Annotated in this window: 31 protein-coding genes; 6 read left to right on the top strand and 25 right to left on the bottom strand. The window is 70.9% G+C overall.

Translation table 11 applies throughout. The annotated features are described in order from the left end of the window. Positions 1-119: 119 nt before the first annotated feature. The 3 genes from Air01nite_RS02185 (at position 120) to Air01nite_RS02175 (ending at position 3,217) form a co-directional block, all read left to right on the top strand. Positions 120-377 (top strand): DUF6364 family protein, encoded by a 258-nt coding sequence (locus tag Air01nite_RS02185; protein WP_203700060.1) that lies wholly within the window; start codon positions 120-122, stop codon positions 375-377. Beyond that, positions 367-660: a type II toxin-antitoxin system PemK/MazF family toxin gene (locus Air01nite_RS02180; protein ID WP_203700059.1), complete on the top strand. Its 294-nt coding sequence runs from the start codon at positions 367-369 to the stop codon at positions 658-660. Before Air01nite_RS02185 ends, Air01nite_RS02180 begins: the two co-directional genes overlap by 11 nt. A gap of 70 nt (positions 661-730) precedes the next feature. After that, the gene (locus tag Air01nite_RS02175; RefSeq protein ID WP_203700058.1) at positions 731-3,217 is read left to right on the top strand and encodes a hypothetical protein; all 2,487 of its coding nucleotides are present in this window, start codon (positions 731-733) and stop codon (positions 3,215-3,217) included. Here Air01nite_RS02175 and thiD read toward each other — a convergent pair. Beyond that, entirely contained in the window at positions 3,214-4,020 is an 807-nt protein-coding gene (gene thiD, locus Air01nite_RS02170) for a bifunctional hydroxymethylpyrimidine kinase/phosphomethylpyrimidine kinase (RefSeq protein WP_203700057.1), read from the bottom strand. The two genes, Air01nite_RS02175 and thiD, sit on opposite strands and share 4 nt — an antisense overlap. Positions 4,021-4,107: 87 nt before the next feature. Next, positions 4,108-5,052, bottom strand: coding sequence for an aldo/keto reductase (locus tag Air01nite_RS02165; RefSeq protein WP_203700232.1), 945 nt, complete (start codon positions 5,050-5,052; stop codon positions 4,108-4,110). A 195-nt stretch (positions 5,053-5,247) separates the two neighbouring features. Here Air01nite_RS02165 and Air01nite_RS02160 point away from each other — a divergent pair, with 195 nt between their 5' ends. Continuing rightward, positions 5,248-6,198, top strand: coding sequence for a glycosyltransferase family 2 protein (locus tag Air01nite_RS02160; protein WP_203700056.1), 951 nt, complete (start codon positions 5,248-5,250; stop codon positions 6,196-6,198). Positions 6,199-6,202: 4 nt separating this feature from the next. Beyond that, entirely contained in the window at positions 6,203-7,693 is a 1,491-nt protein-coding gene (locus Air01nite_RS02155; RefSeq protein ID WP_203700055.1) for a hypothetical protein, read from the top strand. Positions 7,694-7,730: 37 nt separating this feature from the next. Here Air01nite_RS02155 and Air01nite_RS02150 read toward each other — a convergent pair whose 3' ends face one another. From Air01nite_RS02150 to Air01nite_RS02135, 4 genes are read right to left on the bottom strand one after another with little or no spacing between them, the layout of a single operon-like run. Further along, positions 7,731-8,834 (bottom strand): glycosyltransferase, encoded by a 1,104-nt coding sequence (locus tag Air01nite_RS02150; RefSeq protein ID WP_203700054.1) that lies wholly within the window; start codon positions 8,832-8,834, stop codon positions 7,731-7,733. 30 nt (positions 8,835-8,864) lie between these two features. Then, the gene (locus Air01nite_RS02145) at positions 8,865-9,851 is read right to left on the bottom strand and encodes a lysylphosphatidylglycerol synthase transmembrane domain-containing protein (protein ID WP_203700053.1); all 987 of its coding nucleotides are present in this window, start codon (positions 9,849-9,851) and stop codon (positions 8,865-8,867) included. A 13-nt stretch (positions 9,852-9,864) separates the two neighbouring features. Further along, complete coding sequence (locus Air01nite_RS02140; protein ID WP_203700052.1) at positions 9,865-11,550, bottom strand: ABC-F family ATP-binding cassette domain-containing protein; 1,686 nt, start codon at positions 11,548-11,550, stop codon at positions 9,865-9,867. A gap of 37 nt (positions 11,551-11,587) precedes the next feature. Next, the gene (locus Air01nite_RS02135) at positions 11,588-12,205 is read right to left on the bottom strand and encodes a class I SAM-dependent methyltransferase (protein WP_203700051.1); all 618 of its coding nucleotides are present in this window, start codon (positions 12,203-12,205) and stop codon (positions 11,588-11,590) included. A gap of 113 nt (positions 12,206-12,318) precedes the next feature. Here Air01nite_RS02135 and Air01nite_RS02130 point away from each other — a divergent pair, with 113 nt between their 5' ends. After that, positions 12,319-13,092 (top strand): hypothetical protein, encoded by a 774-nt coding sequence (locus Air01nite_RS02130; protein ID WP_203700050.1) that lies wholly within the window; start codon positions 12,319-12,321, stop codon positions 13,090-13,092. Here Air01nite_RS02130 and truA read toward each other — a convergent pair whose 3' ends face one another. From truA to rpsH, 19 genes are all read right to left on the bottom strand, one after another. Next, a complete protein-coding gene (gene truA, locus Air01nite_RS02125) occupies positions 13,093-13,923 on the bottom strand; it encodes a tRNA pseudouridine(38-40) synthase TruA (protein ID WP_203700231.1) in 831 nt (276 codons plus the stop codon). A gap of 55 nt (positions 13,924-13,978) precedes the next feature. Then, the gene (rplQ, locus tag Air01nite_RS02120; RefSeq protein ID WP_203700049.1) at positions 13,979-14,497 is read right to left on the bottom strand and encodes a 50S ribosomal protein L17; all 519 of its coding nucleotides are present in this window, start codon (positions 14,495-14,497) and stop codon (positions 13,979-13,981) included. A 32-nt stretch (positions 14,498-14,529) separates the two neighbouring features. After that, positions 14,530-15,552, bottom strand: a complete 1,023-nt coding sequence (locus Air01nite_RS02115; RefSeq protein WP_090787972.1) for a DNA-directed RNA polymerase subunit alpha — start codon at positions 15,550-15,552, stop codon at positions 14,530-14,532. A 98-nt stretch (positions 15,553-15,650) separates the two neighbouring features. Continuing rightward, the gene (gene rpsD, locus Air01nite_RS02110) at positions 15,651-16,277 is read right to left on the bottom strand and encodes a 30S ribosomal protein S4 (protein ID WP_203700048.1); all 627 of its coding nucleotides are present in this window, start codon (positions 16,275-16,277) and stop codon (positions 15,651-15,653) included. A 14-nt stretch (positions 16,278-16,291) separates the two neighbouring features. Further along, the gene (rpsK, locus tag Air01nite_RS02105; protein ID WP_030329919.1) at positions 16,292-16,699 is read right to left on the bottom strand and encodes a 30S ribosomal protein S11; all 408 of its coding nucleotides are present in this window, start codon (positions 16,697-16,699) and stop codon (positions 16,292-16,294) included. A gap of 19 nt (positions 16,700-16,718) precedes the next feature. Next, complete coding sequence (gene rpsM, locus Air01nite_RS02100; RefSeq protein ID WP_203700047.1) at positions 16,719-17,099, bottom strand: 30S ribosomal protein S13; 381 nt, start codon at positions 17,097-17,099, stop codon at positions 16,719-16,721. 154 nt (positions 17,100-17,253) lie between these two features. Then, on the bottom strand, positions 17,254-17,367 hold the full coding sequence (gene rpmJ, locus Air01nite_RS02095; RefSeq protein WP_023358216.1) for a 50S ribosomal protein L36: 114 nt from the start codon (positions 17,365-17,367) through the stop codon (positions 17,254-17,256). 95 nt (positions 17,368-17,462) lie between these two features. Further along, a complete protein-coding gene (gene infA, locus Air01nite_RS02090; protein WP_007073013.1) occupies positions 17,463-17,684 on the bottom strand; it encodes a translation initiation factor IF-1 in 222 nt (73 codons plus the stop codon). Between the two features lie 185 nt (positions 17,685-17,869). Continuing rightward, on the bottom strand, positions 17,870-18,403 hold the full coding sequence (locus Air01nite_RS02085; protein ID WP_203700046.1) for a DUF1707 SHOCT-like domain-containing protein: 534 nt from the start codon (positions 18,401-18,403) through the stop codon (positions 17,870-17,872). A gap of 57 nt (positions 18,404-18,460) precedes the next feature. Continuing rightward, entirely contained in the window at positions 18,461-20,533 is a 2,073-nt protein-coding gene (locus Air01nite_RS02080; RefSeq protein ID WP_203700045.1) for a S9 family peptidase, read from the bottom strand. Positions 20,534-20,577: 44 nt separating this feature from the next. Beyond that, the gene (gene map, locus Air01nite_RS02075; RefSeq protein ID WP_203700044.1) at positions 20,578-21,435 is read right to left on the bottom strand and encodes a type I methionyl aminopeptidase; all 858 of its coding nucleotides are present in this window, start codon (positions 21,433-21,435) and stop codon (positions 20,578-20,580) included. A gap of 75 nt (positions 21,436-21,510) precedes the next feature. Next, positions 21,511-22,164 carry an adenylate kinase gene (locus Air01nite_RS02070; protein WP_203700043.1) on the bottom strand — a complete coding sequence of 218 codons (654 nt, stop codon included), beginning with the start codon at positions 22,162-22,164 and terminating at the stop codon, positions 21,511-21,513. Further along, on the bottom strand, positions 22,164-23,492 hold the full coding sequence (gene secY, locus Air01nite_RS02065; protein WP_203700042.1) for a preprotein translocase subunit SecY: 1,329 nt from the start codon (positions 23,490-23,492) through the stop codon (positions 22,164-22,166). Before secY ends, Air01nite_RS02070 begins: the two co-directional genes overlap by 1 nt. Before the next feature lie 231 nt (positions 23,493-23,723). Further along, positions 23,724-24,167 (bottom strand): 50S ribosomal protein L15, encoded by a 444-nt coding sequence (gene rplO / locus Air01nite_RS02060; RefSeq protein WP_203700041.1) that lies wholly within the window; start codon positions 24,165-24,167, stop codon positions 23,724-23,726. Continuing rightward, positions 24,167-24,349, bottom strand: coding sequence for a 50S ribosomal protein L30 (gene rpmD / locus Air01nite_RS02055; RefSeq protein ID WP_203700040.1), 183 nt, complete (start codon positions 24,347-24,349; stop codon positions 24,167-24,169). Before rpmD ends, rplO begins: the two co-directional genes overlap by 1 nt. After that, positions 24,349-24,963 carry a 30S ribosomal protein S5 gene (rpsE, locus tag Air01nite_RS02050; RefSeq protein WP_203700039.1) on the bottom strand — a complete coding sequence of 205 codons (615 nt, stop codon included), beginning with the start codon at positions 24,961-24,963 and terminating at the stop codon, positions 24,349-24,351. The genes rpmD and rpsE overlap by 1 nt, the downstream gene beginning before the upstream one ends. Positions 24,964-24,994: 31 nt before the next feature. Further along, positions 24,995-25,384 carry a 50S ribosomal protein L18 gene (gene rplR, locus Air01nite_RS02045; protein WP_203700038.1) on the bottom strand — a complete coding sequence of 130 codons (390 nt, stop codon included), beginning with the start codon at positions 25,382-25,384 and terminating at the stop codon, positions 24,995-24,997. Beyond that, complete coding sequence (gene rplF, locus Air01nite_RS02040) at positions 25,381-25,920, bottom strand: 50S ribosomal protein L6 (RefSeq protein WP_203700037.1); 540 nt, start codon at positions 25,918-25,920, stop codon at positions 25,381-25,383. The genes rplR and rplF overlap by 4 nt, the downstream gene beginning before the upstream one ends. Before the next feature lie 17 nt (positions 25,921-25,937). Then, complete coding sequence (gene rpsH / locus Air01nite_RS02035) at positions 25,938-26,345, bottom strand: 30S ribosomal protein S8 (RefSeq protein ID WP_203700036.1); 408 nt, start codon at positions 26,343-26,345, stop codon at positions 25,938-25,940. Between the last annotated feature and the right edge of the window lie 4 nt (positions 26,346-26,349).

Below are 26,349 nucleotides of genomic sequence, written 5' to 3'. Positions count from 1 at the left end.
GGGAAGCGTGCCGGTGCCCCGTTTCGGCGGGGCGTCCCGTTTGTTTCGAAAGTGCTAAGAGCCGCTAGATCCGCTTTCGGGGCGTACCCGCTTATGGTGGTCTTGGTATGGTCGTTGGTATGACCGCCAAGGTGACTCTCTCGTTCTCCGACGAGACCATCGAAGAGGCCCGCCGGTTCGCCAAGCGCGAGGGGATGTCCCTGTCCGCGTGGATGGACCAGGCCGCCCGCGAGAAGGCGGTCCGCGAGCTGTTCACGGCCCACGCGGCCGTGGTCGGCCGGGCCGCGGGCGAGCTCGACGCCGCCGCGCTGGCCGACGAGCAGGAGGTCGCGATGGTTCACGACGCCCTCTTCGGAGGCGACGGGCGTGCCGCGTAGGGGCGAGATCTGGCGCATCGACGGCGCCCGCGAACGCCTCGGCCTGGTGATCAGCTCCGACCTCTACAACAGCACCGACGTGCCCATCGTGATCGTCGCCGAGGTCGTCGAGTCCGACCTGCTCCGCGACTCACCGCTGGCCGTGGCGATGGGGTCCTATGTGGTCATGCCGGACCGCCTGTCGTCGCCGATGAAGAAGTGGTTCACGGACGTCGTCGACGTCGCGGACAGCGATGTGATGTTTCGCGTCTCCAGGGCGCTGCGTATCCTTCAGAACCTCTGACGCTGGGTAGTTATCCACAGTCTCCGATCGGCGGGTGGCGGTCGGCTGGCGAGGGCCGTACCGTGCCCGCATGGCCTATCGGACCTGGGGCAGGGTGCTGCTCGCGGCGCTCGGCGTCGGCCTGCTCGCTGGTGCCGGCCAACTCGGTTTCGCGTACGGGCTCGGCGTGGTGCGCTTCGCCCGTGACTTTGAGCAGTTGTCCGGGCAGTGGACGGCACACCTCGCCTGGGTCGCGTGGTTCGCGATGTTGGCGGCGGTGGCCGGCGGCCTGGCGGGCAACTGGCTGATCCGCCGCGACGGCCTGCCGGAGACGGTCGGTTCCCGGGTCGCGGTGTCGGTCGCCGGCGGGGTCGGCGCGCTCGCGGTCGCGCCGCTCGCGATGCTGCCCGCCCGCGTGGCGACGGTCGCTTCCGGCGATGCCGTGACGATCGCGGGCCTGTCGGCGGCGCTCGGCGCGCTGGTCGGCGTGTTCGCCGCCGCCGCGGTGCTCTCGCTGCGGGTGGCCGGTCTCAACCTGGGCGCGGTCACCGTCGTGGTCTGGGTGGTCGCGCTGCTCTCGGTGGCGCCGTCGCTGGCGCCCGAGGATCCGTTGCCCGAGGTACGCCTGGGCGTGCTCGACGCGACCTGGCTCGGCGCGGGGCTGGCCCAGCGGCTGGCCGTGATCGTGATGCCGGCGCTCGCGCTGGCGGTCGGTGCCGGCATCGGCGCGCTGGCCCGGTGGCGCGGGCTGCCGCTGATCCCGGTCGCGGTGTCCGGCGTGGTGGGTCCGGCGCTGCTCGCCCTGGCCTACCTGATCGCGGGGCCGGGCGACGGGTCCGACCGCTACCAGGCGGCGCCCTACTGGGGTGCGCTGATCGCGGTGGCCGCGGGTGGGCTGGGCTCGGTCCTGGCCGCGGTGGCCCGGCAGCTCACGTCCGGTGACCGCGACACGGCCGGTCCGCCGCCGCGGCACGGTGACCACACGGCCGAGGTGTTCCCGGGTTACACCGGCGGCACCACCGAGGTGACGACCGGCGGCGACGAGGGTCACACGGAGAGCTTCGACGCGTTCGGCGGTGGCCGTGATCCGGGCCCCGGCCCGACGAGCGCCTTGAGCGGCGGCTCGGCGGACCGCGACGGCGACACCTTCGGTGCCGGGTCCGGGAGCGAGCCCGGGCCGCGACGTGCGCGGGACCTCGGCGACGTGGAGCGATCCACCCCACGGGCCACCAGCGGGTCGCTGTTCAGCTCGCCCACGCCGGTAGCGCCGCCGCGGCAGCCCGAGATCGTCTCACCGCCGCCCGGTCCCGAGCCGACGCCGGTGCGCCCGTTCGACCGGCAACCGGCACCCGGACCGGGTGACTGGCGCACCGACAAGACCTCGACGTTCAATTCCGCGTCGGTGCCGGTGGTGCCGGCCCCCGCTCACCAGCAGCGGGACGACAATGACCTGCACCAGCGACCGACCTCCATCCGACCGCAGCCGGCGACCCCGAGCCGTGCGCCGCGCCAGGCGGGCCCGGGCGAGGGCGGGCTGGGCCCGATCGACCTGCCTGGCCAGCAGGGCGGGTCCGGCTCCGCGGGCCTGAGCTGGTCCGAGCGCCCGGGCGCGACCGCCCGACGCGACACCTCCGCCACGCCGGCCGGCAGTGGTGAGATGCCCGACTGGCGGCTCGCGCCGCCGGCCTGGACGCCGCCGCCGCACGTCCCGCCGGGCGAGCCGGCGACGAGTCCCGGCGCTGACGACGCGCCGGCGGCCGAGGCAGCACCGGCGAAGGAGCGCAAGCGGCGTGGCCTGTTCCGCCGCAAGGAGAAGCCGGCACCCGACACCGACTGGGTCGACGTGCCGACCTCGCCGGAGCCCGCTGGGTTCCGTTCCGACGCCGGCATCGAGGCCGACACCCGTTCACGGTCGAGCGTCGAGCCCGACGCGGGTTCGCGGCGTGACGCCGACTCCGGGTCCCGGTCCGGCGCTGGTTCCGGGCCCGACCAGGGCGAGCGCGAGTCGCCGGCGGCCACCGGGCCCCGTGGGTTCGGTTTCGGCGATCTGGTCAGCAGCCGGTTCGGTGGCGATGATCGCGACGACTCCAGCGCCGGCACGTCCGGCCGCCACGGCCACGACGACGACTCGGACCGCCGATCCTGGAGCTCGCGCGCCGGCGACGAACCAACGGCCGACCAGCCGCGGTCCGGGCGGAAGGCCAGCCGCGCCGAACGCCACCTGCGCAGCGTCGACGCGAGCGACGGCGACTGGGACATCGACGACCCCGCGCCGGCGCCGGCCGACGACCCGCAGGGCGACGAGCCCGGCGACGACGAGAGCCGCTCGGCACCGTCGCGCGGGCTGTTCCGGCGCAAGGGCAACAACTCCGAGAGCACGGAGACCCGCCTCGAGCCGGCCGCGGCCGACAAGACCGAGCCCCGCCGCCGCGGCAAGAGCGACAAACCGATCGGCGAGCGCGATGAGGACTACGTCGACTGGGTCACGGGCCTCGGCGCCCCGGAGCCCGTCAACGAACGCCGCCGCGACGAAACGCCGCGCCGCAGCCTCCGTTCGACGACCCGCCAGGAGGACTAGGCCGAGAAAGCGGCGAAGGTCGGCCAGCCGAAGTGGTTGAGTGGGCCGCTGCCGTTGCCCAACTGCCACTCGCGGGCGCCGACCAGGCTGCGGCTCACGTACTCCTTGGCCGCCACCAGCGACTCCAGCACGTCGTCGCCCTGTGCCAGGCGGGCGGCGATCGCGGCCGAGAACGTGCAGCCCGTGCCGCGGCTGTTGCGGGTCTGCACCCGGGGGTAGCGCAGGAAGCGCGCGCCCGCGTCCGTCCAGACCGCGTCGACCGCCTCGTCGCCCGCGACCATGTCGCCGCCGGTCACGACCACATATTTCGGGCCGTTGGAGGCGATCTGCGCCGCCGCCCCGGCCATGTCGGCCGGTGTCGAGACCGGCCAGCCGACCAGCGCCGACGCCTCGTCGCGGTTGGGTGTCGCCACCGCCGCGTACGGCAGCAGGCGCTCCAGCGCGCTGACGACGCCCCGGCGCCGGCCCGACGCCGCCTCCAGCACCGGGTCGACGACCAGGTTCGGCAGCAGGCCCGAGCGGGCCTTCGACGTCACCGCCGCGGCGGCCTCCGCCGTGGCCAGCATGCCGACCTTGACCGCCTTGAACGTCATGTCCTCCAGCACGGCCGTGAGCTGCGCCGACACGACGTTGCCGGGCAGCTCGAACACGTCCTGGACGCCGCGGGTGTTCTGTGCCGTCACCGACGTCGCCACCGTCGCTCCGTATAGCCGCATCGCGGCGAACACCTTCAGGTCCGCCTGCAGCCCGGATCCGCCGCTGGAGTCCGAGCCGCCGATCGCGAGCACCGCGAGTGGTGTCATGGGGTCCTCCCGCCTCTCGTCCTACACGGGTAACACGAGAGGCGGGGCCGGCAACGGACTAAATCGCACTACCGATCGACAGCGGGCTCACTCGAGGGCGCGCAACTCCGCGAGATCCGCGGCCGACGGCTGCCACGCGACCGCGGCCGCGTTCTCGCGGACCTGGTCCGGCGTGGTCGCCCCAGAGATCACCGACGCGACCGCCGGCATCGCCGCCAGGCCGCCGAGGGCCACGTCGAGCAGGGACAGACCCCGCGCGGACGCGTACGCCTGGAGCGCCTCGATCCGCGACCACGGCGCGTCCCGCAGGTGATGGGCGAACCGCTCCTTGTGCAACCGCGTGCCGGACCGCGCCGACTCACCCTGCCGGTACTTCCCGGTCAGCAGGCCGCTCTCCAGCGGGAAGAACGGCAGCACGCCGAGCCCGAACCGCTCGCACGCCGGCACCAACTCCGCCTCGATCCCGCGGTTGAGCAGGCTGTAGTGGTTCTGCACGCTGATGAACGGCGCCCAGCCGCGGGTGCGCGACACCCACGCGGCGTCGGCGACCTGCCACGCGGCGAAGTTCGAGCACCCGATGTAGCGGACCTTGCCAGCGGTGACGAGATCGTCGAGCGCCGACAGCGTCTCCTCGATCGGCGTCGCCGGGTCCGGCTCGTGCATCTGGTACAGGTCGATGTGGTCGGTGTTCAGCCGGCGCAGCGAACCCTCGACGGCACGCAGCACATAGCGGCGGGCGCCACGCGCGCCGAGGTCCGGTCCGTTGACGCCGGACATCGGCTTGCCGAACTTCGTCGCCACCACCACGTCGTCGCGACGACCCTTCAAGGCAGTGCCGAGAAAACGCTCGGAAAGCTCATGACCGGCCCCGCCATAGGTGTCGGACGTGTCGAAGAAATTGATTCCCAACTCCAACGCGGAATCGACGACCGCGTGGGCCGCGCTTTCGTCGATTTCGCGGCCGAAGGTGTTGCAGCCGACGCCGGCAACCGAGACGACCAGTCCCGAACTGCCTAGGCGGCGATAGTTCATCGTGCTCACGCCGCACTCCAGAAATGAGGGGTTCTTTCACATCCCGCGCCCATTAATAAACCATGGGTCACGGTGTCGGACGACAGCCCGCGCAGTTTTGCATGGCACTATCCTTTGCGCGGGCATTGCTCGATTCTGACACCTTTGTGGCGGCCGCTCACATTCGGCCGCCGCCGATGGGAGCGTGGATCCCGAATGACGGCACCCACCAGGTTCCAACAGCGGTCGACCGCCGCGGAAGCAGCCCCCGCGGCGCCGGAGCAGTTGGACGTGACCGTCGTGCTGCCGTGCTACAACGAGCAGGACCACGTGCTCAAGGAGATCGAGCGGATCTCCGCCGCGATGGACCGCAGCGGCTACAGCTACGAGGTGCTGGCGATCGACGACTGCTCGACCGACAGCACCCTGTCCGTGCTCCGCGAGGCCGAGGTGCGCTTCCCCAACCTGCGGGTGATGCCGTTCCACCGCAACGGCGGCTCCGGGACGGCCCGGCGGATCGGCACCCAGCAGGCCCGCGGCGAGATCGTCGTGTGGACCGACGCCGACATGACCTACCCCAACGAGCGAATTCCGGAGCTCGTGCAACTGCTGGAGAAGGACCGCAACATCGACCAGGTGGTCGGTGCGCGGACCAGCGAGCAGGGCACGCACAAGCTGCTCCGGGTGCCGGCCAAGTGGGTCATCCGCAAGATCGCCGAACGACTGACCGGCACGAAGATCCCGGACCTCAACTCGGGCCTGCGGGCGTTCCGGCGCCAGGTGTCGCTGCCGTACCTGCGGCTGTTGCCGCCCGGGTTCTCCTGCGTCACCACGATCACGATGGCGTTCCTGCACAACCAGCACGACGTCCGGTACGTCTCGATCGACTACGCGAAGCGCGCCGGCTCGTCCAAGTTCCACTTCGTCCGCGACGCCTACCGCTACATCCTCCAGGTCGTCCGGATGGTCACCTACTTCAACCCGCTCAAGGTGCTGATGCCACCGGCGCTGTGGTTGATCGCCATCGGCGTGGTGAAGGTCGTCTACGACGTGATCGCCCACCCGGTGCGGGTCGCCAACAACACGATCATGCTGCTCACGACCGGCTTGATCATAGCGGCGGTGGCGCTCCTGGCGGACCTCATCGTGCGGTCCCGCTCCGAATAGCCTCGTGACCGCAACCACGCTCGCCACCCACGACGAGACCACGCCACCGCCCCCGCGACTCTCCACCGCGGACCGCCGCGGCTGGCTGGGCGTCGGCGCGATCACCCTGCTCCTGGCCGCGACCTGGGCGCCAAGGCTGACCATGCCCTACGGCGACAACCACATGGGCCGGATCATCAGCCGGTACGCGCTGCACCTGGCGAACCTGCAGGAGCGCGGAATCGTCGGCTCGGACTTCAGCGCCGACTGGGCGCCGTACAGCAGCGCCGCCTACGCACACCACCCGCCGGGCCTCAACATCCTGGTGGCGCTCTTCGGCCTGCTGCCGGGCAAGCAGGAGTTCCAGGTGTGGCTGGCGCCGTTCGTGCTGGCCCTGCTCGTGGTCCCCGCGGGCGCGGCCCTGCTCCGCGGCCTAGGCATCCGCTGGCCGGCCACGCTGCTGGCCGTGGGCCTGATGGCCTCGACGACGTTCTTCTGGGTCTACAGCCCGATCATGTTCGACCTGGGCCCCATCCTGCTGATCTCGGCAATGGTCGTGGTCCTCCGCCGCAGGGACTACGACCCGCCGCGCCGCCTGCTGGTGATCGCCTGCGCCGCGGCCCTGCTGGCAACGCTGATCTCCTGGCCGGGCATCGGCTTCGCGGGCGCGATGGGCCTCTGGCTGCTGGCCGGCCGCCGCCGCGTAGACCGGGTAGTGGTCGCCGTAGGCGCCGCGATGCTGATCGGCCTGCTGATCAGCCTGACCTTCATCGTCGGCGTCAGCGGCGTGGCCGACCTGACCAACCAGGCGGAGTTCCGCACCCAGGGCGGCGCCTTCACCTGGGAACAGTTCTTCCGCCGCCAGAAACTGAGCCTAGAGGCCCTGCTCCCACCCTGGTATCTCTTGCTGCTGGCCGCCGGCGCCGTCGTCGGCCTGTGGGACCGCCGCACCCGCGCCTACCTGGCGTTCGCGGTCGCCTTCAACGCCTTCTGGACGTTCGGCCTCAACAACGGCGCCTACATCCACGACTACTGGAACTACCCGCTACTGATCCTGGGCCTGGTCGGCATGGGCACACTCCTCGACCACGCACTCGGCCGCCTCCCGGCCCGCCCGGCCCTCATGGCAGCCACGGTCACGGCCCTGGCCCTGGTGGTCGCCCTCGGCACGATCGTCCTGGGCCGCACCAACCGCGTCTACGTCGACGGCCCTGCCGACGCGGGCCGCCTGGTCTCGCAACACACCCCAGCCCCCGGCCAACAAACAGCCTGGCTAGCGGGCGGCGGCCTGTCGACCCCACGCTGGTACGCCTACTACTGGAACCTGCCCCCGAAATCCGTCACGCCGGAAACCCTGGCGACCAACCAGGCCAACCCCCCCGACCTGGTCCTGATGGACCTCCGCAGAATCCCGAACTGGCTACCCAAAACCATCGGCGACCGCGCCCTGGACCGCGAGGGCTCCTACGCCCTGCTCCGCATCGCAGACCTCAAGGCCGCCCAACTCAAGCCCTGAAGACCCACCCTTGCTCGGACCCGCGATCGCCGTGTGGTCAGTGGCTTTCCTGGAACGCGGGTGTGGTCGGCTGGGTGAGGCGGGCGCGGATCGGGGCCACGACGGTGGCGGCGGTGAAGTGGGTTGTCGCGCGGGCTGCCGCCCGGCGCTGGAAGGTCGCGAGGAGCGATCGGTCGTCGGCCAGCGAGCGCAGCGTCGCGGCCAGGGCCGACGCGTCGCCCGGCGCCACGAACAGCGCGTCGTCGCACAGGGTGCGGCGTTGCGGTGCCGTGTCCGAGGTGACCACCGCGCAGCCCGCGGCCGCGCCCTGGAAGACCTTCGTCGGCACCACGTTCTGGGCCTTCTCCGTCGTGCCGAAGATGCCCAGTGCCACGTCGTGCGACGCGACCAGCGCCGGCAGGTCCGCGAACGGCACCCAGTCCAGCCAGGTCACCCTGGTGTTGGCAGAAGCGGCCGCGCGGCAGGCCGCGTACTCCTGGCCCGCGCCGACCATCGTCACCTCGATCCGCTCGTCGCCGGCGAGTGACGCCAGTGCGTCCCCGATCGTCAGGGCGCCGTGCAGCGGAGTGAAGAGGCCCACGAAGACCACCCGGAGCGGTCCCTCAGCCCTCGGGGCGCGCACGAACCACTCCCGGCCCGCACCCACCGGTGCGACCACGCCGGACGCCGGCAGCGCCGCGAGGTGCTCGGGCGTGTCGACCACCACCAGGTCCGCGGCGGCCAGGGCGCCGCGGTCGATCCGGCGCATCAGCTTCGCTTTCAGGCCGCCGCCCGAGGTCAGGCTGCGGTCCTGGGCCGTGCCCGCCGCGGAGACCAGGTGGTCCAGCACGATCGGGGTGCGGCGGAACAGCCGCCGGGCCAGGCGCACGTCGAAGTGCCCCAGGTAGCCCACCAGCACCGCGTCGACGGCCGGTGCCCGGCGTGCCCGCCACGCCAACACGACCCAGCAGCGAGCCAGCAGCCAGGCCAGCTTGGGCAGCCGCCATGGCTGCCGCAGCATCGCCACCCGGCCTGCCGTGTCGAGCGCGAGCGGGACGTTGATCTCGACCACCTCGTCGCCCGACGCCCGCAGACCCTCCAGCAGGACACCGACCCGGGGGTGACGGCGCACGTCGTACGTGCCGAAAGCCAGCCAGCGCATCGCGGTAGCTTAACCGACCAAAAGGGACGATCAGGGCGCGGCCGGTGCCGAGTCCGGGATGGTGTCGATGTCGGGCGTCGTCACGATCGGGCGGCGGGGTGGGCGGTTGGTCAGCATCGTGACGGCCGGCCAGACCAGGTCCGCGACCGTGATCAGCAGGCGCGAGACCAGCGCGGCGACCAACGCCACCGGCTCCGTCACCGAACCCGCGAGCAGCACGAGCAGCGCCGCCTCCCGCGGGCCGAGCCCGGCGGGCGCGATCGCCAGCAGGAAGCCGATCGACCAGGCCCCGGCGTACGCCGCGACGGACCGGACGATGAGGTCGGATCCCCCGGCGCCGAGGTCGAGCAGCAGCGCCCACAGATGCGCACCGAAGCACACCCAGCTCGCCAAGCCCCAGAACACCGACAGCCCGATCGCCCGCGCCGACAACGAGTGCGGCATCGGGTCGCGGCGGGCCAGTCGCATCGCCAGCGCCAGCAGCCGGTTGAGCACCGGCGGGAGCATCGCCACCACGGCGACCGGCACCGCGAGCAGCGTCCACCAGTAGTCGTCCCACGCCCGCCCGCCGAGCACCGGCAGCACCACCGCGGTGAGCAGCAACCCCGTGCCGAGCGAGATGAACATCGTGATCAGCACGGCGGCGGCCGACGACCGGCCCGGCACCTGGTAGGCCTTGCCGAGCCGCATCTGGGTCAGCACCGGCCAGACCTTGCCGGGAAGATATTTCCCGAGCTGGCCGACGAAGAAGATCCGCATCGCACCGGCGAGCGGCACCTGGCTGCCGAACTCCGCGAGCAGCACCCGCCAGCTCAGGAACGAGCACCAGACCGCGACCAGCGCGGCCACCAGCGACAGCGTGATCGCCGACGCCGACAGGTCGCCGATCACGCCGCGCACCTCGGACCAGCGCTTGCTCACCGCGTACGCGACATACGCCAGGAATGCCGCCGTGACGACGATCTCGGCGACCCGGCGCGTCACCGACTTCCGCGCGGCGTTGGTAGCGGTCGGCACACGAGCACGATACCTAGAGTGCCTCGTCACCCCAGACAGGCTCGGCCGTCTCGGTCACCTCGCCGTCACCCGCGAAGCGGATGAACCGGTCGAACGAGCGGGTGAACCAGCGGTCGTGGGTGACCGCGATGACCGTGCCCTCGAACGCGGCCAGGCCCTGCTCCAGCGCCTCGGCCGAGGCCAGGTCGAGGTTGTCGGTCGGCTCGTCGAGCAGCAGCAGCGTCGCACCGGACAGCTCCAGCAGCACGACCAGGAAGCGCGCCTGCTGCCCGCCGGAGAGCGTGCCGAACCGTTGGTCGCCCTGCCCGGCCAGTTCGTAGCGGTTGAGCACTTTCATCGCCTGGTGCCGGTCGAGCCCGGTGCGGTGCTCGTCACCCCGCCACAAAATCTCGACGAGGGTACGGTCCATCAGCTCGGGCCGGTCGTGCGTCTGCGAGAAGTGCCCGGGCCGCACCCGCGCACCGAGCCGGGCCGACCCGCCGTGCGCGACCGGCGCCAGCTTCTCGCCGCCGTCGACCGGCAGGTTGGCCGGGTCGGGGTCGGTGCCACCGCGGGCGAGCAGGCGCAGGAAGTGCGACTTGCCGGTGCCGTTGGCGCCGAGCACCGCCAGCCGGTCGCCGTACCAGAGCTCCAGGTCGAACGGATAGGTCAGCCCGTCCATCTCCAGCGCGGAGCAGATCACCGCCCGCTTGCCCGTGCGCCCGCCGGTCAGCCGCATCCGGATGTCCTGGTCGCGCGGCGGGGTCGGCGGCGGGCCGGCCTCCTCGAACTTGCGCAGCCGGGTCTGCGCCGCCCGGTAACGGGACGCCATGTCGGAGTTGTACGCGGCCTTCTGCTTGTACATGAGCATCTGCTCGCGCAGCTTCTGGTGCTCCTCCTCCCAGCGCCGCCCGTCCTCCTCGAGCTTCTCGTGGCGGGCGACCCGCGCCTCGTGCCACGACGCGAAGCCGCCCGGGTGCACCCAGGCGCTGCCGCCCTCGACCGCGACCACCCGGTCGGCGGTCTGCGCGAGCAGCTCACGGTCGTGCGAGACGTAGAGGACGGACTTGCCGGACTCTCGCAGGCGGGCCTCCAACCAACGCTTGCCGGGGACGTCGAGGAAGTTGTCGGGCTCGTCGAGCAGCAGCACCTCGTCGCTGCCCCGAAGCAGCAGCTCGAGCGCGACGCGCTTCTGCTGCCCGCCGGAGAGGGTGCGCACCGGCCGGTCGCGGGTCTGCTCCCACGGCTTGTCGAGCACGATCGTCGACACGGTGTCAAACAGCACCTCCGCGTCGTATCCCCCGGCCTCGCCCCAGGCCGCCAACGCGTCCGCGTACGCCACCTGCGCCTTGCCCGCCGTGGTGCTGAACTTGCCCCGCAACTCGGCCGCGTGCATGGCCCGCTCGGCGGTCGTCACTCGCTCGCCGGCCGCGCGCAGCGGCGGCGCCGCGAGCGAGAGCACCAGCTCCTGGAGGGTGGTCTCGTCGCCGACCATGCCGATGAACTGCCGCATGACGCCGAGCCCACCCGCGCGGGCCACGACGCCGGTGCGCACCGGGAGGTCGCCGGCGACCATCCGCAGCAGCGTGGTCTTGCCTGCGCCGTTGGGGCCGACCAGCGCCACCTTGGCACCCTCGCCCACCCGGAACGAGACGTCGGCGAACAGCTCACGGCCGTCGGGCAGCACATGCCCGACCCCGGCGACGTCGATGTATCCCACGCCGGAATGGTGCCCGACGCGACCGCCCGCCGTCTCGTCAATTCCGCCCGGGACCGAGTGACCTCGCGACGCGCAGCACGCGGAAGCCCTTCTGGCTCGCGTGCCGGGTGACCTCCCAGCCCTCGTCGACCAGCCACCGGTGCAGCGAGTCGCCGCCCAGGTGCTTGCCCGCGACCAGCCACGCGACCCCGTCTGGAGTCAGCCGCGGCAGCCAGCGCCCGAGCAGCGCGTGCAGCTCCGTCTTGCCGACCCGGAACGGCGGGTTGGACCAGATCTGCGCGAAGCCGACACTCTCGTCGACCTCGTCGGGCGCCGACACCCGCACACCGAGCGGCCCGCCGTTGGCCAGGGCGAGCGCCCGGGCCCGCGCGTTCACGTCGACCGCATAGACCGCCGCGCGCGGCGCCACCGTGGCCAGCACGCACGCGATCGGCCCGTACCCGCAGCCCAGGTCGAGCAGGTTCCCGTCGAACCCGGCAGGAGGCAGCACAGCCTTGCGCAGCAGCACCGCCGTGCCCGGGTCGAGGCGGTCAGCGGAGAACACCCCGCCGGCCGCGCGCAACCGGAACTCGTGCCCTCCGGCGGCGAACTCGACGGTGCGCTCCGGCCCGGCCGCGGCGGAGGGCTCGACGGTGAAGTAGTGGTCCCCGGTCACGCCCCGCATTCTCGCCCACCCCGCGCGCGGTCACTCGAACGGGCGCCACACTTTCGGCGGGCGCCGCGTCGATCGCCGCCGTGCCGCCGCGCGCACCGCCTAGCGTGTGCCGCGTGCTTCCCCGGCGCATCCTCGCGGCCTGGCGGTCACCGGACTTTCCGCCACGGCATCTATGGTCATCGGTCTCGCCGCTCCGCCATCCGCGGCCAGCCTTGCTGGCCGGTGTCCTGACCCTGCTCCTGCTCTGCGGCACGGGCACCTACCTGCTGGCCCGCGACGAGGCGGCACAGCAGGCGGCCTCCGGGCAGCCCGCCGCCGCCATCGTGTTGCGCGAGCTGTCCTCGCGGGCCGACGACCCGCGCCCGCTGACCACCGCCGAGGTCTTCCCCGACGAGGTGGTGGTCGCGGGCCCGACCGCCAACAGCTACCGGGTGCTGCGGGTGCAGGCGTTGCAGCGGTGCTCGGTGGTGGCCGAGGGTGCCCTCGTCGCCCTGCTCGAGTCGGCCGGCTGCGACCAGGTGGTCCGGGCGACGCTGCGCTCCCCCGAGGGCGGCTACGTGATCACCGCGGGCCTGCTCAACCTCGCCGACTCGGCGGGCGCGGAGGCGGTGCACGGCGGCATCAAGGCGCTGCTGGACAACGGGAGCGGCCGCCTGCGCGGCCTGCCGGCCGGCCGCGGCACGGGCGGCCTGACCGGCGACGCCACCCAGCTCGGCTGGCAGGTCAGAGGCCATTTCCTGGCGTACGCGGTGATCGCGCGTACCGACGGCGGCAAGATCTACCCGGACGACCCGACCGCCCACCAGATCCTCTCGGACCTGATCGAGCACTACCTGCGCACCCGCGTGCTCGACCGCCGCGCCTCCTGCGGCGCGCCCGCGTGCTGATCAGTCGGCGGGGATCCGGAGCCGGCGGGTGGCGGCGGCGCGGGCGGCGAGCGCACCGGCGTCCTCCGGGTAGCCGACCCCGACCAGCGTCAGGCCGTGCGCCGGTGCCACCGTCACCGCGCTGCTGCGCTCGCGCCGCGTGAGCTGGCCGGCCGGCCATTCCGGCGGGCGCCGGCCGTCACCGGCGACCAGCATCGCGCCGACCAGGCTGCGCACCATCGCCTGACAGAACGCGTCGGCCTGCACAGTGGCCACCAGCACGCCGTCGGCGGCGGTCCGGTGCCAGTCGAGCCGGGTCACCTCGCGGATCGTCGTGGCGTTCTCCTTGCGCTTGCAGAACGCGGCGAAGTCGTGCTCACCGACCAGCCCCGCGGCGGCCGCGTTGAGCCGTTCCACGTCGAGGGCACGCGGCCAGGCCAGGGTGTCCCGGCGCCGCAGCGGCGAGGCGCCCCAGGGCGCGTCGGTGACCCGGTACTGGTAGCGGCGGTAGGTCGCCGAGAAGCGCGCGTCGAACTCGGCCGGCGCCTCGGCCAGGGCCATCACCCGCACGTCGCCGGGGAGCAGCCCGGCCAGCCGGCGCAGCAGGGTCGGTCCGGTCGCCGCCCAGACCGGGTCGGGCAGGTCGACGTGCGCGACCTGGCCGGTGGCGTGCACGCCGGCGTCGGTGCGACCGGCCACGGTCAGGCCGGTCGCCACGCCCGCGCCGAGGATCTGCTCCAGGACCTCGAGCAGGGCGCCCGCGACGGTACGCCGCTCCGGCTGCACCGCCCAGCCGGAGAACTCGGTGCCGTCGTAGGCGATGTCCAGTCGCGCGCGCACGCGTACCCCCAGATGAGACGAAGAAGGCGCCCCGCGAAGGGCGCCCTCATCGTCGTTGCCGTGCTGCTTACTTGTCGTCGTCCTTGGTCTCGGCAGCGTCCGCCACCGGCGCGTCGGTCGACGTCGCGCTGGCCGGGGGCTCGTCCTCGCGGGTGAGCGCCTCGACCTTGTCCCGCTGCGCGGCGGCCTTGCGGGCCGCCTTCTTCGCCGGCGCGGCCGGAGCCTCGACCAGCTCCTCGACGAGCTCGATGATCGCCATCGGCGCGTTGTCGCCCTTGCGCGGAACGGTCTTGACGATCCGGGTGTAGCCACCGCTGCGGTTGGCGTACCGCGGCGCGATCTCGTCGAACAGGTTGAAGACCACGTCCTTGTCCCGGACGACGGTCAGCACCCGGCGCCGGGCGTGCAGGTCACCGCGCTTGGCCTTGGTGATCAGCTGCTCGGCGAGCGGACGCAGGCGCTTCGCCTTCGTCTCGGTAGTGGTGATCTTCCCGTGCCGGAACAGCGCCGTGGCCAGGTTGGCCAGCAGCAGCCGCTCGTGCGCCGGGCTACCGCCGAGGCGGGGACCCTTGGTGGGCGTGGGCATCGTTGGTGCTCCTCAGGTGTCGCAGCGGGGTGTCAGAGCTGCTCGGTCTCGCGGTAGTCGTCGGTGTCGTAGTCAACCTCGCCGAAGGAGTCCACGACGTGCGCGGGGTCGAAGTTGGGCGCCGAGTCCTTCAGGCCCAGACCCATGCCGGCGAGCTTCATCTTGACCTCGTCGATCGACTTCTGACCGAAATTCCTTATATCGAGGAGATCGGCTTCCGTGCGCCCGATGAGCTCACCGACGGTGTTGATGCCCTCGCGCTTGAGGCAGTTGTACGAGCGGACGGTCAGGTCCAGCTCCTCGATCGGCAGCGCCAGGTCGGCAGCGAGCTGCGCGTCCTGCGGCGACGGGCCGATGTCGATGCCCTCGGCGGTCTCGTCGAGCTCGCGGGCCAGGCCGAAGAGCTCGACCAGGGTGGAGCCGGCGGACGCCAGAGCGGTGCGCGGGCCGATCGACGGCTTGGTCTCGACGTCGATGATCAGCCGGTCGAAGTCGGTGCGCTGCTCGACACGGGTCGCCTCGACCTTGTAGGTGACCTTCAGCACCGGCGAGTAGATCGAGTCGACCGGGATCCGGCCGATCTCGGCACCCGCGCTCTTGTTCTGGTTCGCGGTCACGTAGCCACGACCCCGCTCGACGGTCAGCTCCATGTCGAGCCGGCCCTTGCTGTTGAGCGTGGCGAGCTTGAGGTCGGCGTTGTGCACCGAGACGCCGGCCGGGGGCTGGATGTCGCCCGCGGTCACGTCGCCGGGGCCCTGCTTGCGCAGGTACATGCTGACCGGCTCGTCGTGCTCGGAGCTGACGCACAGCTCCTTGACGTTCATGACCAGCTCGACGACGTCTTCCTTGACGCCCGGGATGGTGGTGAACTCGTGCAGCACGCCGTCGACCTTGATGCTGGTGACGGCCGCACCCGGAATCGAGCTGAGCAGGGTGCGCCGGAGCGAGTTGCCGAGCGTGTAGCCGAAGCCGGGCTCGAGCGGCTCGATGGTGAACCGGGAACGGGTCTCGCTGATCGACTCCTCGGAGAGGGTCGGCCGCTGGGTGATGAGCACTTCGTTTCTTCCTTCGTTCGGGACCGCCCACTATTTGACGGTCGCCTTGTGGTTGCCCCGCGCCGCGACCGAAGGCCGCGGCGCGGAGCCACCGAGCGCTACTTGGAGTAGAGCTCGACGATCAGCTGCTCCTGGACCTGGGTGTCGATCACCTGGCGGGCCGGGAGCGAGTGCACCAGCACCTTGTGCTGGGTGGGGATGGCCTCGAGCCACGCCGGCACGGTCTTGGAACCGGCTTCGGCCTGGGCCACGATGAACGGGGTCAGCTCCTGCGACTTCTCCCGCACCTGCACGATGTCGTGCTCCTTGACGCGGTACGAGGGGATGTCGACCTTCTTGCCGTTGACCACGAAGTGGCCGTGCTTGACGAGCTGACGCGCGTGGTCGCGGGACTTGGCCAGGCCGGCCCGGTAGACCACGTTGTCGAGGCGCGACTCGAGGATCTGGAGCAGGACCTCACCGGTCTTGCCCTTCTTCGAGACGGCTTCCTCGTAGTAGCCGCGGAACTGCTTCTCCAGCACGCCGTACACGCGGCGGGCCTTCTGCTTCTCACGAAGCTGGAGCAGGTATTCGGTCTCCTTGGTGCGGCCGCGGCCGTGCTGTCCAGGCGGGAAGGGCCGGGACTCGAACGGGCACTTGGGACCGTCGCACTTGCTGCCCTTGAGGAACAGCTTCATCTTCTCCCGCCGGCAGCGGCGGCAGTCAGCACCGGTGTAACGAGCCATTTCTCTCTAACCTCTCAGACCCGACGACGCTTAGGCGGACGGCAACCGTTGTGCGGCTGCGGGGTGACGTCGGCGATCTGGCCGACCTCGAGGCCCACGGCCTGCAGCGAACGGATGGCGGTCTCCCGGCCGGAGCCGGGGCCCTTGACGAACACGTCGACCTTGCGCATGCCGTGCTCCATGGCCCGGCGCGCGGCGGCCTCGGCGGCCAGCTGCGCGGCGAACGGAGTCGACTTGCGGGAGCCCTTGAAGCCAACCTGGCCGGCGGAGGCCCAGGAGATGACCGCACCAGTCGGGTCGGTGATCGACACGATGGTGTTGTTGAAGGTGCTCTTGATGTGCGCCTGCCCGTGGGCGACGTTCTTGCGTTCCTTGCGCCGGACCTTCTTGACAGCGGCCCCGGCACGAGCCTTCGGTGGCATAAGTCTTCTGCGCTCCTAGTTACTTCTTGCCGGGCTTCTTCTTGCCGGCGACGGTCCGCTTCGGACCCTTGCGGGTGCGCGCGTTGGTGCGAGTGCGCTGCCCACGGACAGGGAGACCCCGGCGGTGCCGGATGCCCTGGTAGGTGCCGATCTCGACCTTGCGGCGGATGTCCGCGGCGACCTCGCGGCGCAGGTCGCCCTCAACCTTGAAGTTGGCCTCGATGTAGTCGCGGAGCTGGACCAGCTCCTCGTCCGTGAGGTCCTTCGCACGCTTGTCCAGGGACACGCCGGTCGCGCCAAGGGCTTCCTTGGCGCGGGTCCGACCGACCCCGTAGATGTAGGTGAGCGCGATCTCCATGCGCTTTTCGCGCGGGAGGTCGACGCCAGCTAGACGTGCCATGTGCGGGCGTACTCCTCGTGTGTTCGCGGAGGTCTGTGCCCCTCCCACCCCGCGTGCCCGCGCGGGCCCTGGCCTCCGACCAGGGGTGTGCCACGAGTGCGCCTTCTGCTCCCGCGGCTGGGACGAGCTTGTTCAGTTGGTGCCGCTCAGGGACTCAGCCCTGGCGCTGCTTGTGGCGCGGGTCGTCACAGATGACCATGACCCGGCCGTGCCGGCGGATGACCCGGCACTTGTTGCAGATTCGCTTGACGCTCGGCTTGACCTTCACGGTTTGCCTTTACTTCCCATCAACGCCCGGCGGCGCCGCACTTGGCATGCCGGACCGTCGTAACGGACGGGGACTGGACGTCCCGTCGCCAGGTGTTACTTGTAGCGGTAGACGATGCGCCCACGAGTCAGGTCATATGGCGAAAGTTCCACCACGACCCGGTCCTCGGGCAGGATACGGATGTAGTGCTGCCGCATCTTGCCGCTGATGTGAGCCAAAACCTTGTGGCCGTTTGCGAGCTCAACCCTGAACATGGCGTTCGGCAATGGCTCGATGACCCGACCCTCGATCTCGATGGCCCCGTCTTTTTTCGGCATGTCCTCCGCTGTCCTGACGTCGGTGTTCCGGATCGGGCACAGAGTCTCCCGAGCGAGGGATCACTCAGGCCAGCCGCGGGCTCTGTCACCGCCGAAGCGCGTGGCGGGCATGACAGAGCGGACGCTGTGCGCCGACGGTCCATACTACGCGGGGGTACGCATCGACGCCAAACCGGCGTCGACTCTTATTCCTCGTCGTCGTCCTTGGCCCGCTCGCGCTGCTGTTCGCGGGCCCGCTCGCGGGCCTGCTCGGCGGCCCACTTCTGCGGCTCGCCGCCGACCAGCCCGCCGATCGTGGAGACCAAGAGTACGGCCCCCCACGGTCCGGCGACCCAGGCCGGCCAGAAGTAGAGCCACTCGGCGGTCATCAGGCAGATCACCGCCCATATCGCCACGACGATCGCGACGGTGGCGAAGTAGCCGTCCCAGGTGTGCGAGAGCCAGCGGGCGGTCGCGTTGGGATAGCGCCCGTCGGGACCCGGCACGAGAGGGTCGTTGCGCCTGGGAACCATGAGCTGCGAGCTGGCCGTGGGTGCCACGGTGTCCGGGAGGTCGTCGAGGATCCCGTCGAGATCACCGAAGGTCTTGGCCGCGTACGTCGTCCGCAGGCGTTCGTCGTATTCCGACAGGTCCAGGCGCCCTAGCTCGAGGGCCGCGCGGAGCTGCTCGGCCACGTGCTGCCGATCCGCGTCACCCGCCCGCATCTGACGCCGGTCCATCCTCCGAGCATGCCATCGGTCGGCCGGTTAGGTGCGGCCGGATGAATGTCTCGCGGATTACGAAACGGACGCACGCACCTCTGGACGAAGCGCGTCGCGGAGGAACTCATGCTCCGCATGCAGGACGAGGGCCGCGTCGGCGCCGTTGAGCATGTGGCTGCTGGTCGGAAGCGTCAACACCTGGTGCGGGCGACCAGCGGCGAGCAGCGCGGTCGAGAGGAGCAGGGTGTGCGCCGGGTGGACGTTGTCGTCCAGCAGGCCGTGCACGAGCAGCAGCGGCCGGCGCAGCGCCGGGGCGTCGGCCAGCAGCGAGTCCGCGTCGTAGCGGGCGGCGTGCTCGTCTGGGTGCCCGAGGAAACGCTCCTGCCAGTGGGTGTCGTAGAGCCGCTGGTCGGTGACCGGAGCACCGGCGACCGCGGCGTGGAAGACGTCGGGTCGGCGCAGCACCGCCCGCGCCGCCAGGTAGCCGCCGTAGGACCAGCCGCGGATGCCGACCCGGTCCAGGTCCAGGTCGGGATGCCGGTCGGCGGCGGCCCGCAGGCCGATGATCTGGTCCTCGACCGCGGCGGCGCCGAAGTCGCCGTGCACCGTCTTCTCCCAGCGGGGGCCGCGGCCCGGTGTGCCCCGCCCGTCGACGACAACCACCGCGAAGCCCTGGTCGGCGAACCACTGCGAGGTCAGGTACGCGTGCTGTGCGGCGACCACCTTCTGCGCGCCGGGGCCGCCGTACGGGTCGAGCAGCACCGGCAGCCGGTCGCCGGGTCGATGCCCGGTCGGGAGCAGGACGGCGGTCCGCAGGCCCAGCTCGCCGGCGGCGAACAGATCGAACGCGGGTGTGACCGGCGCGGTGAGGGCGTGGGAGACGATCGGGCCGCCCGGCTGGACGGTCACGCGCGTGCCCGGCTCGGTCGCGGACCGGCTGGCCAGCACCGTCGTGCCGCCGGCGCGCTGTCCGTCGTGGACACCGGCCGCGTCGGTCAGGCAGCGCGGCCCGGCGTCGGCGGTCCAGAGCCAGACGTGCCGCTGCGTCGGCTCCGTCGCGGCGGCGAACAGCACCGCGTCGCCGTCGACGGCGAGCACGGCCTGCACCTGCAGGCCCGGCGGCGTGACCCGCTCACCACCGACCAGCAGGTGCCGGGTGTCCTCGTGATCCTCGGTCCAGATCAGCGCGCCGGTGCTGGTGCGGGCCGGGGTGCCCGGCATCAGGTTGACCCAGGCCGGGTCGTGCTGCTCGTGCTCGACGGCGGTCACGCCGGTCTCGGGGTCGGCCCGCAGCACCCGCACGCCGGTCTGTGCCCGGTTCTGCACCGCGATGGTCAGGCCGGTCCGGTCCCAGACGACCTCGGCCAGGTACTCGTGCGCCCGCCGGTCCCAGTCGATCTCCACCCGGCCACCGTCGAGGTCGATCACGTGCAGGGAGACGTCGGCGTTGGTGGTCCCGGCGCCCGGATAGCGCAGCGCGACGGGTTCGGCCAGCGGATCGGCGAGGTTCGCGATGTGCCAGATCTCGACCTGGCTCTCGTCGACCCGGGCGACCGCGACCCGCCGGCCCTCCGGCGCCCACCACCAGCCGCGGGTCCGGTGCATGGACTCGGCGGCGACGTGCTCGGCCAGGCCGTAGGTCACGGCGGGCCCGTCCGGCTCCGCGAGCGTCCGCGCGCCGGCGCCGTCGATGCCGATCACGTGCAGCGCGCCGCCGCTGAGATAGCCGACCAACCGACCGCTCGGATCCGGCCGCGGGTCGACCACGCCGCCGGCGGTGGGCAGGACGCGCGCCGTCCCGGCGGCGGGCTCGACCACCACGAGCTGCCCGCCGAGCGCCAACGCGACCACGGACTGCGTGGCGTCGGTGGCGAACGCCGTCACGCCGCCGCCGACCTGCCGGAGCCGCTCGCGCCGGCGCAGCTCGGCCGCCGGCAACGCCGACTCGTCGACGGCCAGCGCGGCCGGGTCGAGCAGCAGTCGTTCGCGCTGGGTGCCGACGTCGTAGGCCCATAGGCAGGCGATCGGGTCGTCGCCGGCACGGCTGCGGGTGAACAGCACCTGGCGCCCGTCACCGCTGACCGCGAACCGCCCGGGCACGCCGAGGGTGAACCCGCGCGTCCGCGCGCGCAGCTCCGGAAAATCCATGCCTCAACCTAGATCACCGACGGGTGGCCGCGGTGCCCCGGAGGTCAGGACGGGGTGGAGGTGGACCGCGCGCCGGCGCGGGCGGTCAGCAGCTCGCCGAGCCGCTCCCGGCCGCCGTCGGGCGCGGTCAGCACCCAGGCGCCGTCGTCGAGCAGCGCGATGGAGTGCTCGACGTGCGCCGCGACGGAGTTGTCGCGGGTCACCACGGTCCAGCCGTCCTCGAGCTCGACCGATCGCGGCGAGCCCATGGTGATCATCGGCTCGATGGCCAGGCAGAGGCCCGGGCTCAGCTTGATGCCGCGGCCGGGGCGGCCGTGGTTGAGCACGTGCGGGTCCTGGTGCATCTCGGTGCCGATGCCGTGCCCGCCGTAGCCGTCGACGATCCCGTAGCGTCCGCCGGCCCGGACCGCGGTCTCCACCGCGTGGCCGATGTCGGTCAGCCGCCCGCGGCCCGAGAGCACACCGCGGGCAGCGGCCGCGATGCCGGCCCACATCGACTCCTCGGCCACCTCGGCCATCTTCACCAGCGCCGGGTTGGTCTCACCGACCGGCACCGTGATCGCCGCGTCGCCGTGCCAACCGTCGAGCACCGCGCCACAGTCCAGCGAGATCAGGTCGCCCTCGCGCAGCACCTGCTGGGGCGACGGGATCGCGTGCACGATCTGCTCGTTGACCGACGAGCAGATCGAGCCGGGGTAGCCGTGGTAGCCCTTGAACGAGGGGACGCCACCGGCGTCGCGGATCACCTTTTCGGCGATCGCGTCGAGGTCGGCGGTGGTCACGCCCGGCGCCACGGCGGCCCGCATCGCGGCCAGGGCGTTGGCCACGACCAGGCCGGCGCGGCGCATCAGGTCGATCTGCTCAGGGGTCTTCAGCTGAATGTTCAGCTGGTGTCGGCGCATCAATCGAGATTACCTAAGCCTTTGGTGGTCCTCAGCCGTCGTGACGCTGCCGCGTCACGACGCCTTCCGGTTGCCCTACCCGCCGTACGAGCGCAGAGCGTCTATCGCTCGCACAGTGACGTCCTCGACGGGCCCGGTGGCGTCGATGCCGACCAGCTTGCCCTGTGCGCCGTAGTAGTCGACCAGCGGCGCGGTCTTCTCGGCGTATTCCACCAGCCGCTTGGCGATGGTCTCGGCCTTGTCGTCGTCGCGCTGGAACAGCTCCGAGCCGCACCGGTCGCAGATGCCCTCGCGGGTCGGCGCGTCGAACTCGACGTGCCAGATCTTGCCGCAGCCGCGGCAGGTCCGGCGGCCGGACAGCCGCCGGATCACCTCGTCGTCGTCGACCACGAGCTCCATCACCAGGTCGAGCGCGGTGCCCAGGTCGGCCAGCAGCTTGTCGAGCGCGGCCGCCTGGGGCGTCGTGCGCGGGAACCCGTCGAGCAGGAAGCCCTCGCCGGCGTCGGGCTCGGCCAGCCGCTCCCGCACCATGTTGATGGTCACCTCGTCGGGCACCAGCTTGCCGGCGTCCATGTAGCGCCTGGCCTCCACGCCGAGCGGCGTGCCCTGGGAGACGTTGGCGCGGAAGATGTCCCCGGTCGAGATCTTGGGCACGGCGAGGTGCGCGGCGATGAACTCGGCCTGCGTCCCCTTTCCCGCACCCGGAGGACCTACGAGAACAAGTCGCACTAGCGCAGGAACCCTTCGTAGTTCCGCTGCATGAGCTGGCTCTCGATCTGCTTGACCGTCTCCAGGCCGACGCCGACCATGATCAGCACGGCCGTGCCGCCGAACGGGAAGTTCATGTACTGCTGACGGTCCAGCCAGATGAAGAAGAAGCTCGGCAGGATCGAGATGACACCCAGGTAGAGCGCGCCGGGAAGGGTGATCCGGCTCAGGATGAAGTCGAGGTATTCAGCCGTCGGCTTGCCCGGCCGGATGCCCGGCACGAACCCGCCGTACTTCTTCATGTTGTCGGCGACCTCGGTCGGGTTGAACGTGATCGACACGTAGAAGTACGTGAAGAAGATGATCAACAAGAAGTACAGCGTGATGTAGATGTAGCTGGTGGGGTCGACCAGGTTGTTCTGGATCCACGACTGCCAACCGTTGAGGTTGTTGCGGTCGTAGAACTGCAGCAGCAGCGCCGGCAGGTAGAGCAGCGACGACCCGAAGATCACCGGGATGACGCCGGCCTGGTTGACCTTGAGCGGTATGTAGGTGGACGTGCCGCCGTACATCCGCCGGCCGATCATGCGCTTCGCGTACTGCACCGGGATCCGGCGTTGGGCCTGCTCGATGAAGACCACGAAGAAGATGATCAGCAGGACGAGCGCGATCACCAGGAAGAACTTCCACCAGCCCTGGCTGAGCTTGATCTGCCAGCCCTCGCTGGGGAGGCGGGCCATGATCGAGGTGAAGATCAGGACGGACATGCCGTTGCCGACGCCGCGGTCCGTGATCAGCTCGCCCAGCCACATCACCACGCCGGTGCCGGCGGTCATCGTCACGACCAGCGAGACCAGGGTGATCCAGTTCGGCAGCGCGGTGTTCGGGACGATCGGGAACTGGTCGCACATGTTGTTGAACAGCTGCCCGGAGCGGGCCAGTGCGACGAACGCCGACGCCTGGAGGACGCCGAGGCCGAGCGTCAGGTAGCGGGTGTACTGCGTGATCTTCGCTTGACCGGCCTGACCCTCCTTGCGGAGCTGCTCGAGCCGCGGGATCACCACGGTCAGCAGCTGCAGGATGATCGACGCTGTGATGTAGGGCATGATGCCCAGCGCGAAGACCGACAGCGACAGCAGCGCGCCACCGGAGAACAGGTTCAGCAGGTTGAAGACGCCACCCGCGTTGTTGTTCGCCATGAGATCCATGCACTTCTGCACGTTTCCGTAGGAAACGCCCGGACTGGGCAGCGTGGCGCCCAGCCGGTAGATCGCGATGATCCCGACTGTGAACAAAAGTTTCTTGCGCAGGTCAGGCGTGCGGAACGCACTGAGAAATGCGGAGAGCAACGTCTTCCTCCTGCGCGGGCGGACCGCCGGGGTCGCGGCGGCCGGGGTGGCTGTCGGTAGTTGTCCGACACCCTGTCGGGAACGGACTCTAACTTATCTGGCTCGGGTGCGGACCAGCTGGCCGCACCCATCCATCAGGAACGATATCCGGCCGGATCGCTCCGGATCAACGCCGGAGGGGCGCGGCACCCGACGGCCTGTTTGACCGTTGGAACCGCGCCCCTGAGCGCTTTACAGCTCGGTGGTGGTGCCACCAGCGGCGGCGATCTTCTCCTTCGCCGACGCGCTGAACGCGTGCGCCGAGATTCGGAGAGATACGCCACTCAGTTCGCCGCTGCCGAGCACCTTGACCGGCTGGCCCTTGCGGACCGCGCCGGCGTCGACGAGCTCGGCCGGGCCGATCTCGCCGCCGTTGGGGAACAGCTCAGCCAGCTTGTCCAGGTTCACGACCTGGAAGACGACCTTGTTCTGGTTGCGGAAGCCCTTCATCTTCGGCAGCCGCATGTGGATGGGCATCTGCCCACCCTCGAACGCCGCCGAGATGTTCTTGCGGGCCTTGGAGCCCTTGGTGCCGCGGCCCGCGGTCTTGCCCTTGGAGCCCTCACCGCGACCCACACGGGTCTTCTCGGTCTTGGCGCCGGGAGCCGGACGCAGGTGGTGGACCTTGATGGTCATTATTCGACCTCCTCGACCTTCACGAGGTGGTTGACCGTGAAGATCATGCCCCGGATCTCGGGCCGATCCTCCTTGACCACCACGTCGTTGATCCGCTTGAGGCCGAGCGAACGCAGCGACTCGCGCTGGTTGTGCTTCGACCCGATCTCGGACCGGACCTGGGTGACCTTGAGGCGTGCCATCACGCACTCACCCCAGCCCGGCTGGCGAGCATCGCGGCCGGAGCCACGTCCTCGACCGCGAGGCCACGACGAGCCGCGACCGCCTCCGGCGACTCGAGCGCCTTCAGGGCCGCCACGGTCGCGTGGACGATGTTGATCGGGTTCGACGAGCCGAGGCTCTTGGAGAGCACGTCGTGGATGCCCGCGCACTCCAGCACGGCGCGGACCGGGCCGCCGGCGATGACGCCCGTACCGGCCGAAGCCGGCTTGAGCAGCACCACGCCCGCGGCGTCCTCGCCCTGCACCGGGTGCGGGATCGACGCTGCGATCCGCGGCACCTTGAAGAAGTGCTTCTTGGCCTCCTCGACACCCTTGGCGATCGCCGCGGGCACCTCCTTGGCCTTGCCGTACCCGACGCCGACCGTGCCGTCACCGTCGCCGACGATCACCAGGGCGGTGAAGCTGAAGCGCCGACCACCCTTGACGACCTTGGCAACCCGGTTGATCGCGACGACGCGCTCGAGGTGCGGGGTCTTCTCGACGGGCGCGTTTCCACGGCCGCCCTCACGGCGGTTGTCGCGGCGACCACCCTCGTTGCCACCGGACCCGCCGCCACGGCGCTGTTGACCTGGCATCAGCAGCCTTCCTTTCTCAGATGTGACGGGGTCAGAACTCGAGCCCGGCTTCGCGCGCGGCGTCAGCCAGCGCGGCGATGCGACCCGCGTACTTGCTGCCACCGCGGTCGAAGACGACCTTCGACACACCGGCGGCCTTGGCCCGCTCGGCGAGGAGCGCGCCGACCTTGCCGGCCAGGGCGCTCTTGTCGCCGTCGGTGCCTCGGATCGAGGCGTCCATGGTCGACGCCGACGCCAGGGTGTGCCCCTTGGCGTCGTCGACGATCTGGGCGTTGATGTGGCGCAGCGAGCGGCTGACGACCAGGCGCGGACGCTCCGCCGAACCCACCAGGTGCTTGCGGACCCGGAAGTGCCGACGCGCCCGGCCCACGGCCCGCTTCGCGGCGACGCCGCGACGGCGCTTGAGTAGCGTGGCGGTCACTTCTTACCTGCCTTTCCAGCCTTGCGGCGGACGACCTCGCCCTGGTAGCGGACGCCCTTGCCCTTGTAGGGCTCCGGCGGACGGATCTTCCGGATGTTGGCGGCCACCTCACCGACCTGCTGCTTGTCGATGCCGGCGATGTGGAACAGCGTGGGCCGCTCCACGGTGAAGGTGATGCCCTCCGGCGCCGGGACGAGAACCGGGTGCGAGAACCCGAGCGCGAACTCGAGGTCCTTGCCCTTCGCGGTGACCCGGTAACCGGTGCCCGCGATCTCGAGGCTCTTGCGGTAGCCGTCGGTCACCCCGACGACCATGTTCGCCACCAGCGTACGAGAGAGGCCGTGCAGTTCCTTGGCCTTGCGCTCGTCGTTGGGGCGCTTCACGACGAGCTCGTTCTCGGCGCGCTCGATGGTGATCGGCTCGGCCAGCGTGTGGCTGAGCTCACCCTTCGGGCCCTTCACCTTGACGGTCTGGCCGTTGATCGTGATGTCGACGCCGGTCGGCACCGGGATCGTCTTGCGTCCAATTCGCGACATTTCTCTTGTCTCCCCGGTTACCAGACGAAGGCGAGGACTTCCCCGCCCACGCTCCGCTTGCGGGCCTGCCGGTCGGTCAGCAGCCCCTGGGACGTCGAGATGATCGCCACGCCCAGACCGCCGAGCACCCGCGGGAGCCCGTCCGACTTGGCGTAAACCCGCAGACCGGGCTTGGACACGCGCTTGATCCCGGCCAGGCTCCGCTCACGGTTCTGGCCGTACTTGAGCTCCACGACCAGTCGCTTGCCGACGACGCCCTCGGTGGGCTCCTCGACCGCCCAGGTGGCGATGTAGCCCTCGCTCTTGAGGACCTCGGCGATGTTCGCCTTGATCTTCGAGTAGGGCATCGTCACCCGGTCGTGATAGGCCTGGTTGGCGTTGCGCAGACGGGTGAGCATGTCTGCGATCGGGTCGGTCATCGTCATGAGT

It is taken from the genome of Asanoa iriomotensis, assembly GCF_016862515.1.
Classification (GTDB): domain Bacteria; phylum Actinomycetota; class Actinomycetes; order Mycobacteriales; family Micromonosporaceae; genus Asanoa; species Asanoa iriomotensis.
The sequence above is the reverse complement of the archived record's forward strand: the minus strand, read 5'-3'. Positions and strand labels throughout refer to the sequence as shown.

Coding starts and splice junctions, on each gene's coding strand:
- Air01nite_RS02185 (WP_203700060.1), top strand. CDS start 120: ATGACCGCCAAGGTGACTCTCTCGTTCTCCGACGAGACCATCGAAGAG.
- Air01nite_RS02175 (WP_203700058.1), top strand. CDS start 731: ATGGCCTATCGGACCTGGGGCAGGGTGCTGCTCGCGGCGCTCGGCGTC.
- thiD (WP_203700057.1), bottom strand. CDS start 4,020: ATGACACCACTCGCGGTGCTCGCGATCGGCGGCTCGGACTCCAGCGGC.
- Air01nite_RS02165 (WP_203700232.1), bottom strand. CDS start 5,052: ATGAACTATCGCCGCCTAGGCAGTTCGGGACTGGTCGTCTCGGTTGCC.
- Air01nite_RS02160 (WP_203700056.1), top strand. CDS start 5,248: ATGACGGCACCCACCAGGTTCCAACAGCGGTCGACCGCCGCGGAAGCA.
- Air01nite_RS02150 (WP_203700054.1), bottom strand. CDS start 8,834: ATGCGCTGGCTGGCTTTCGGCACGTACGACGTGCGCCGTCACCCCCGG.
- rplQ (WP_203700049.1), bottom strand. CDS start 14,497: ATGCCCACGCCCACCAAGGGTCCCCGCCTCGGCGGTAGCCCGGCGCAC.
- rpsD (WP_203700048.1), bottom strand. CDS start 16,277: ATGGCTCGTTACACCGGTGCTGACTGCCGCCGCTGCCGGCGGGAGAAG.
- rpsK (WP_030329919.1), bottom strand. CDS start 16,699: ATGCCACCGAAGGCTCGTGCCGGGGCCGCTGTCAAGAAGGTCCGGCGC.
- rpsM (WP_203700047.1), bottom strand. CDS start 17,099: ATGGCACGTCTAGCTGGCGTCGACCTCCCGCGCGAAAAGCGCATGGAG.
- infA (WP_007073013.1), bottom strand. CDS start 17,684: ATGCCGAAAAAAGACGGGGCCATCGAGATCGAGGGTCGGGTCATCGAG.
- Air01nite_RS02085 (WP_203700046.1), bottom strand. CDS start 18,403: ATGGACCGGCGTCAGATGCGGGCGGGTGACGCGGATCGGCAGCACGTG.
- Air01nite_RS02080 (WP_203700045.1), bottom strand. CDS start 20,533: ATGGATTTTCCGGAGCTGCGCGCGCGGACGCGCGGGTTCACCCTCGGC.
- map (WP_203700044.1), bottom strand. CDS start 21,435: ATGCGCCGACACCAGCTGAACATTCAGCTGAAGACCCCTGAGCAGATC.
- rplO (WP_203700041.1), bottom strand. CDS start 24,167: ATGACCATCAAGGTCCACCACCTGCGTCCGGCTCCCGGCGCCAAGACC.
- rpmD (WP_203700040.1), bottom strand. CDS start 24,349: ATGGCACGCCTCAAGGTCACCCAGGTCCGGTCCGAGATCGGGTCGAAG.
- rpsE (WP_203700039.1), bottom strand. CDS start 24,963: ATGCCAGGTCAACAGCGCCGTGGCGGCGGGTCCGGTGGCAACGAGGGT.
- rplF (WP_203700037.1), bottom strand. CDS start 25,920: ATGTCGCGAATTGGACGCAAGACGATCCCGGTGCCGACCGGCGTCGAC.
- rpsH (WP_203700036.1), bottom strand. CDS start 26,345: ATGACGATGACCGACCCGATCGCAGACATGCTCACCCGTCTGCGCAAC.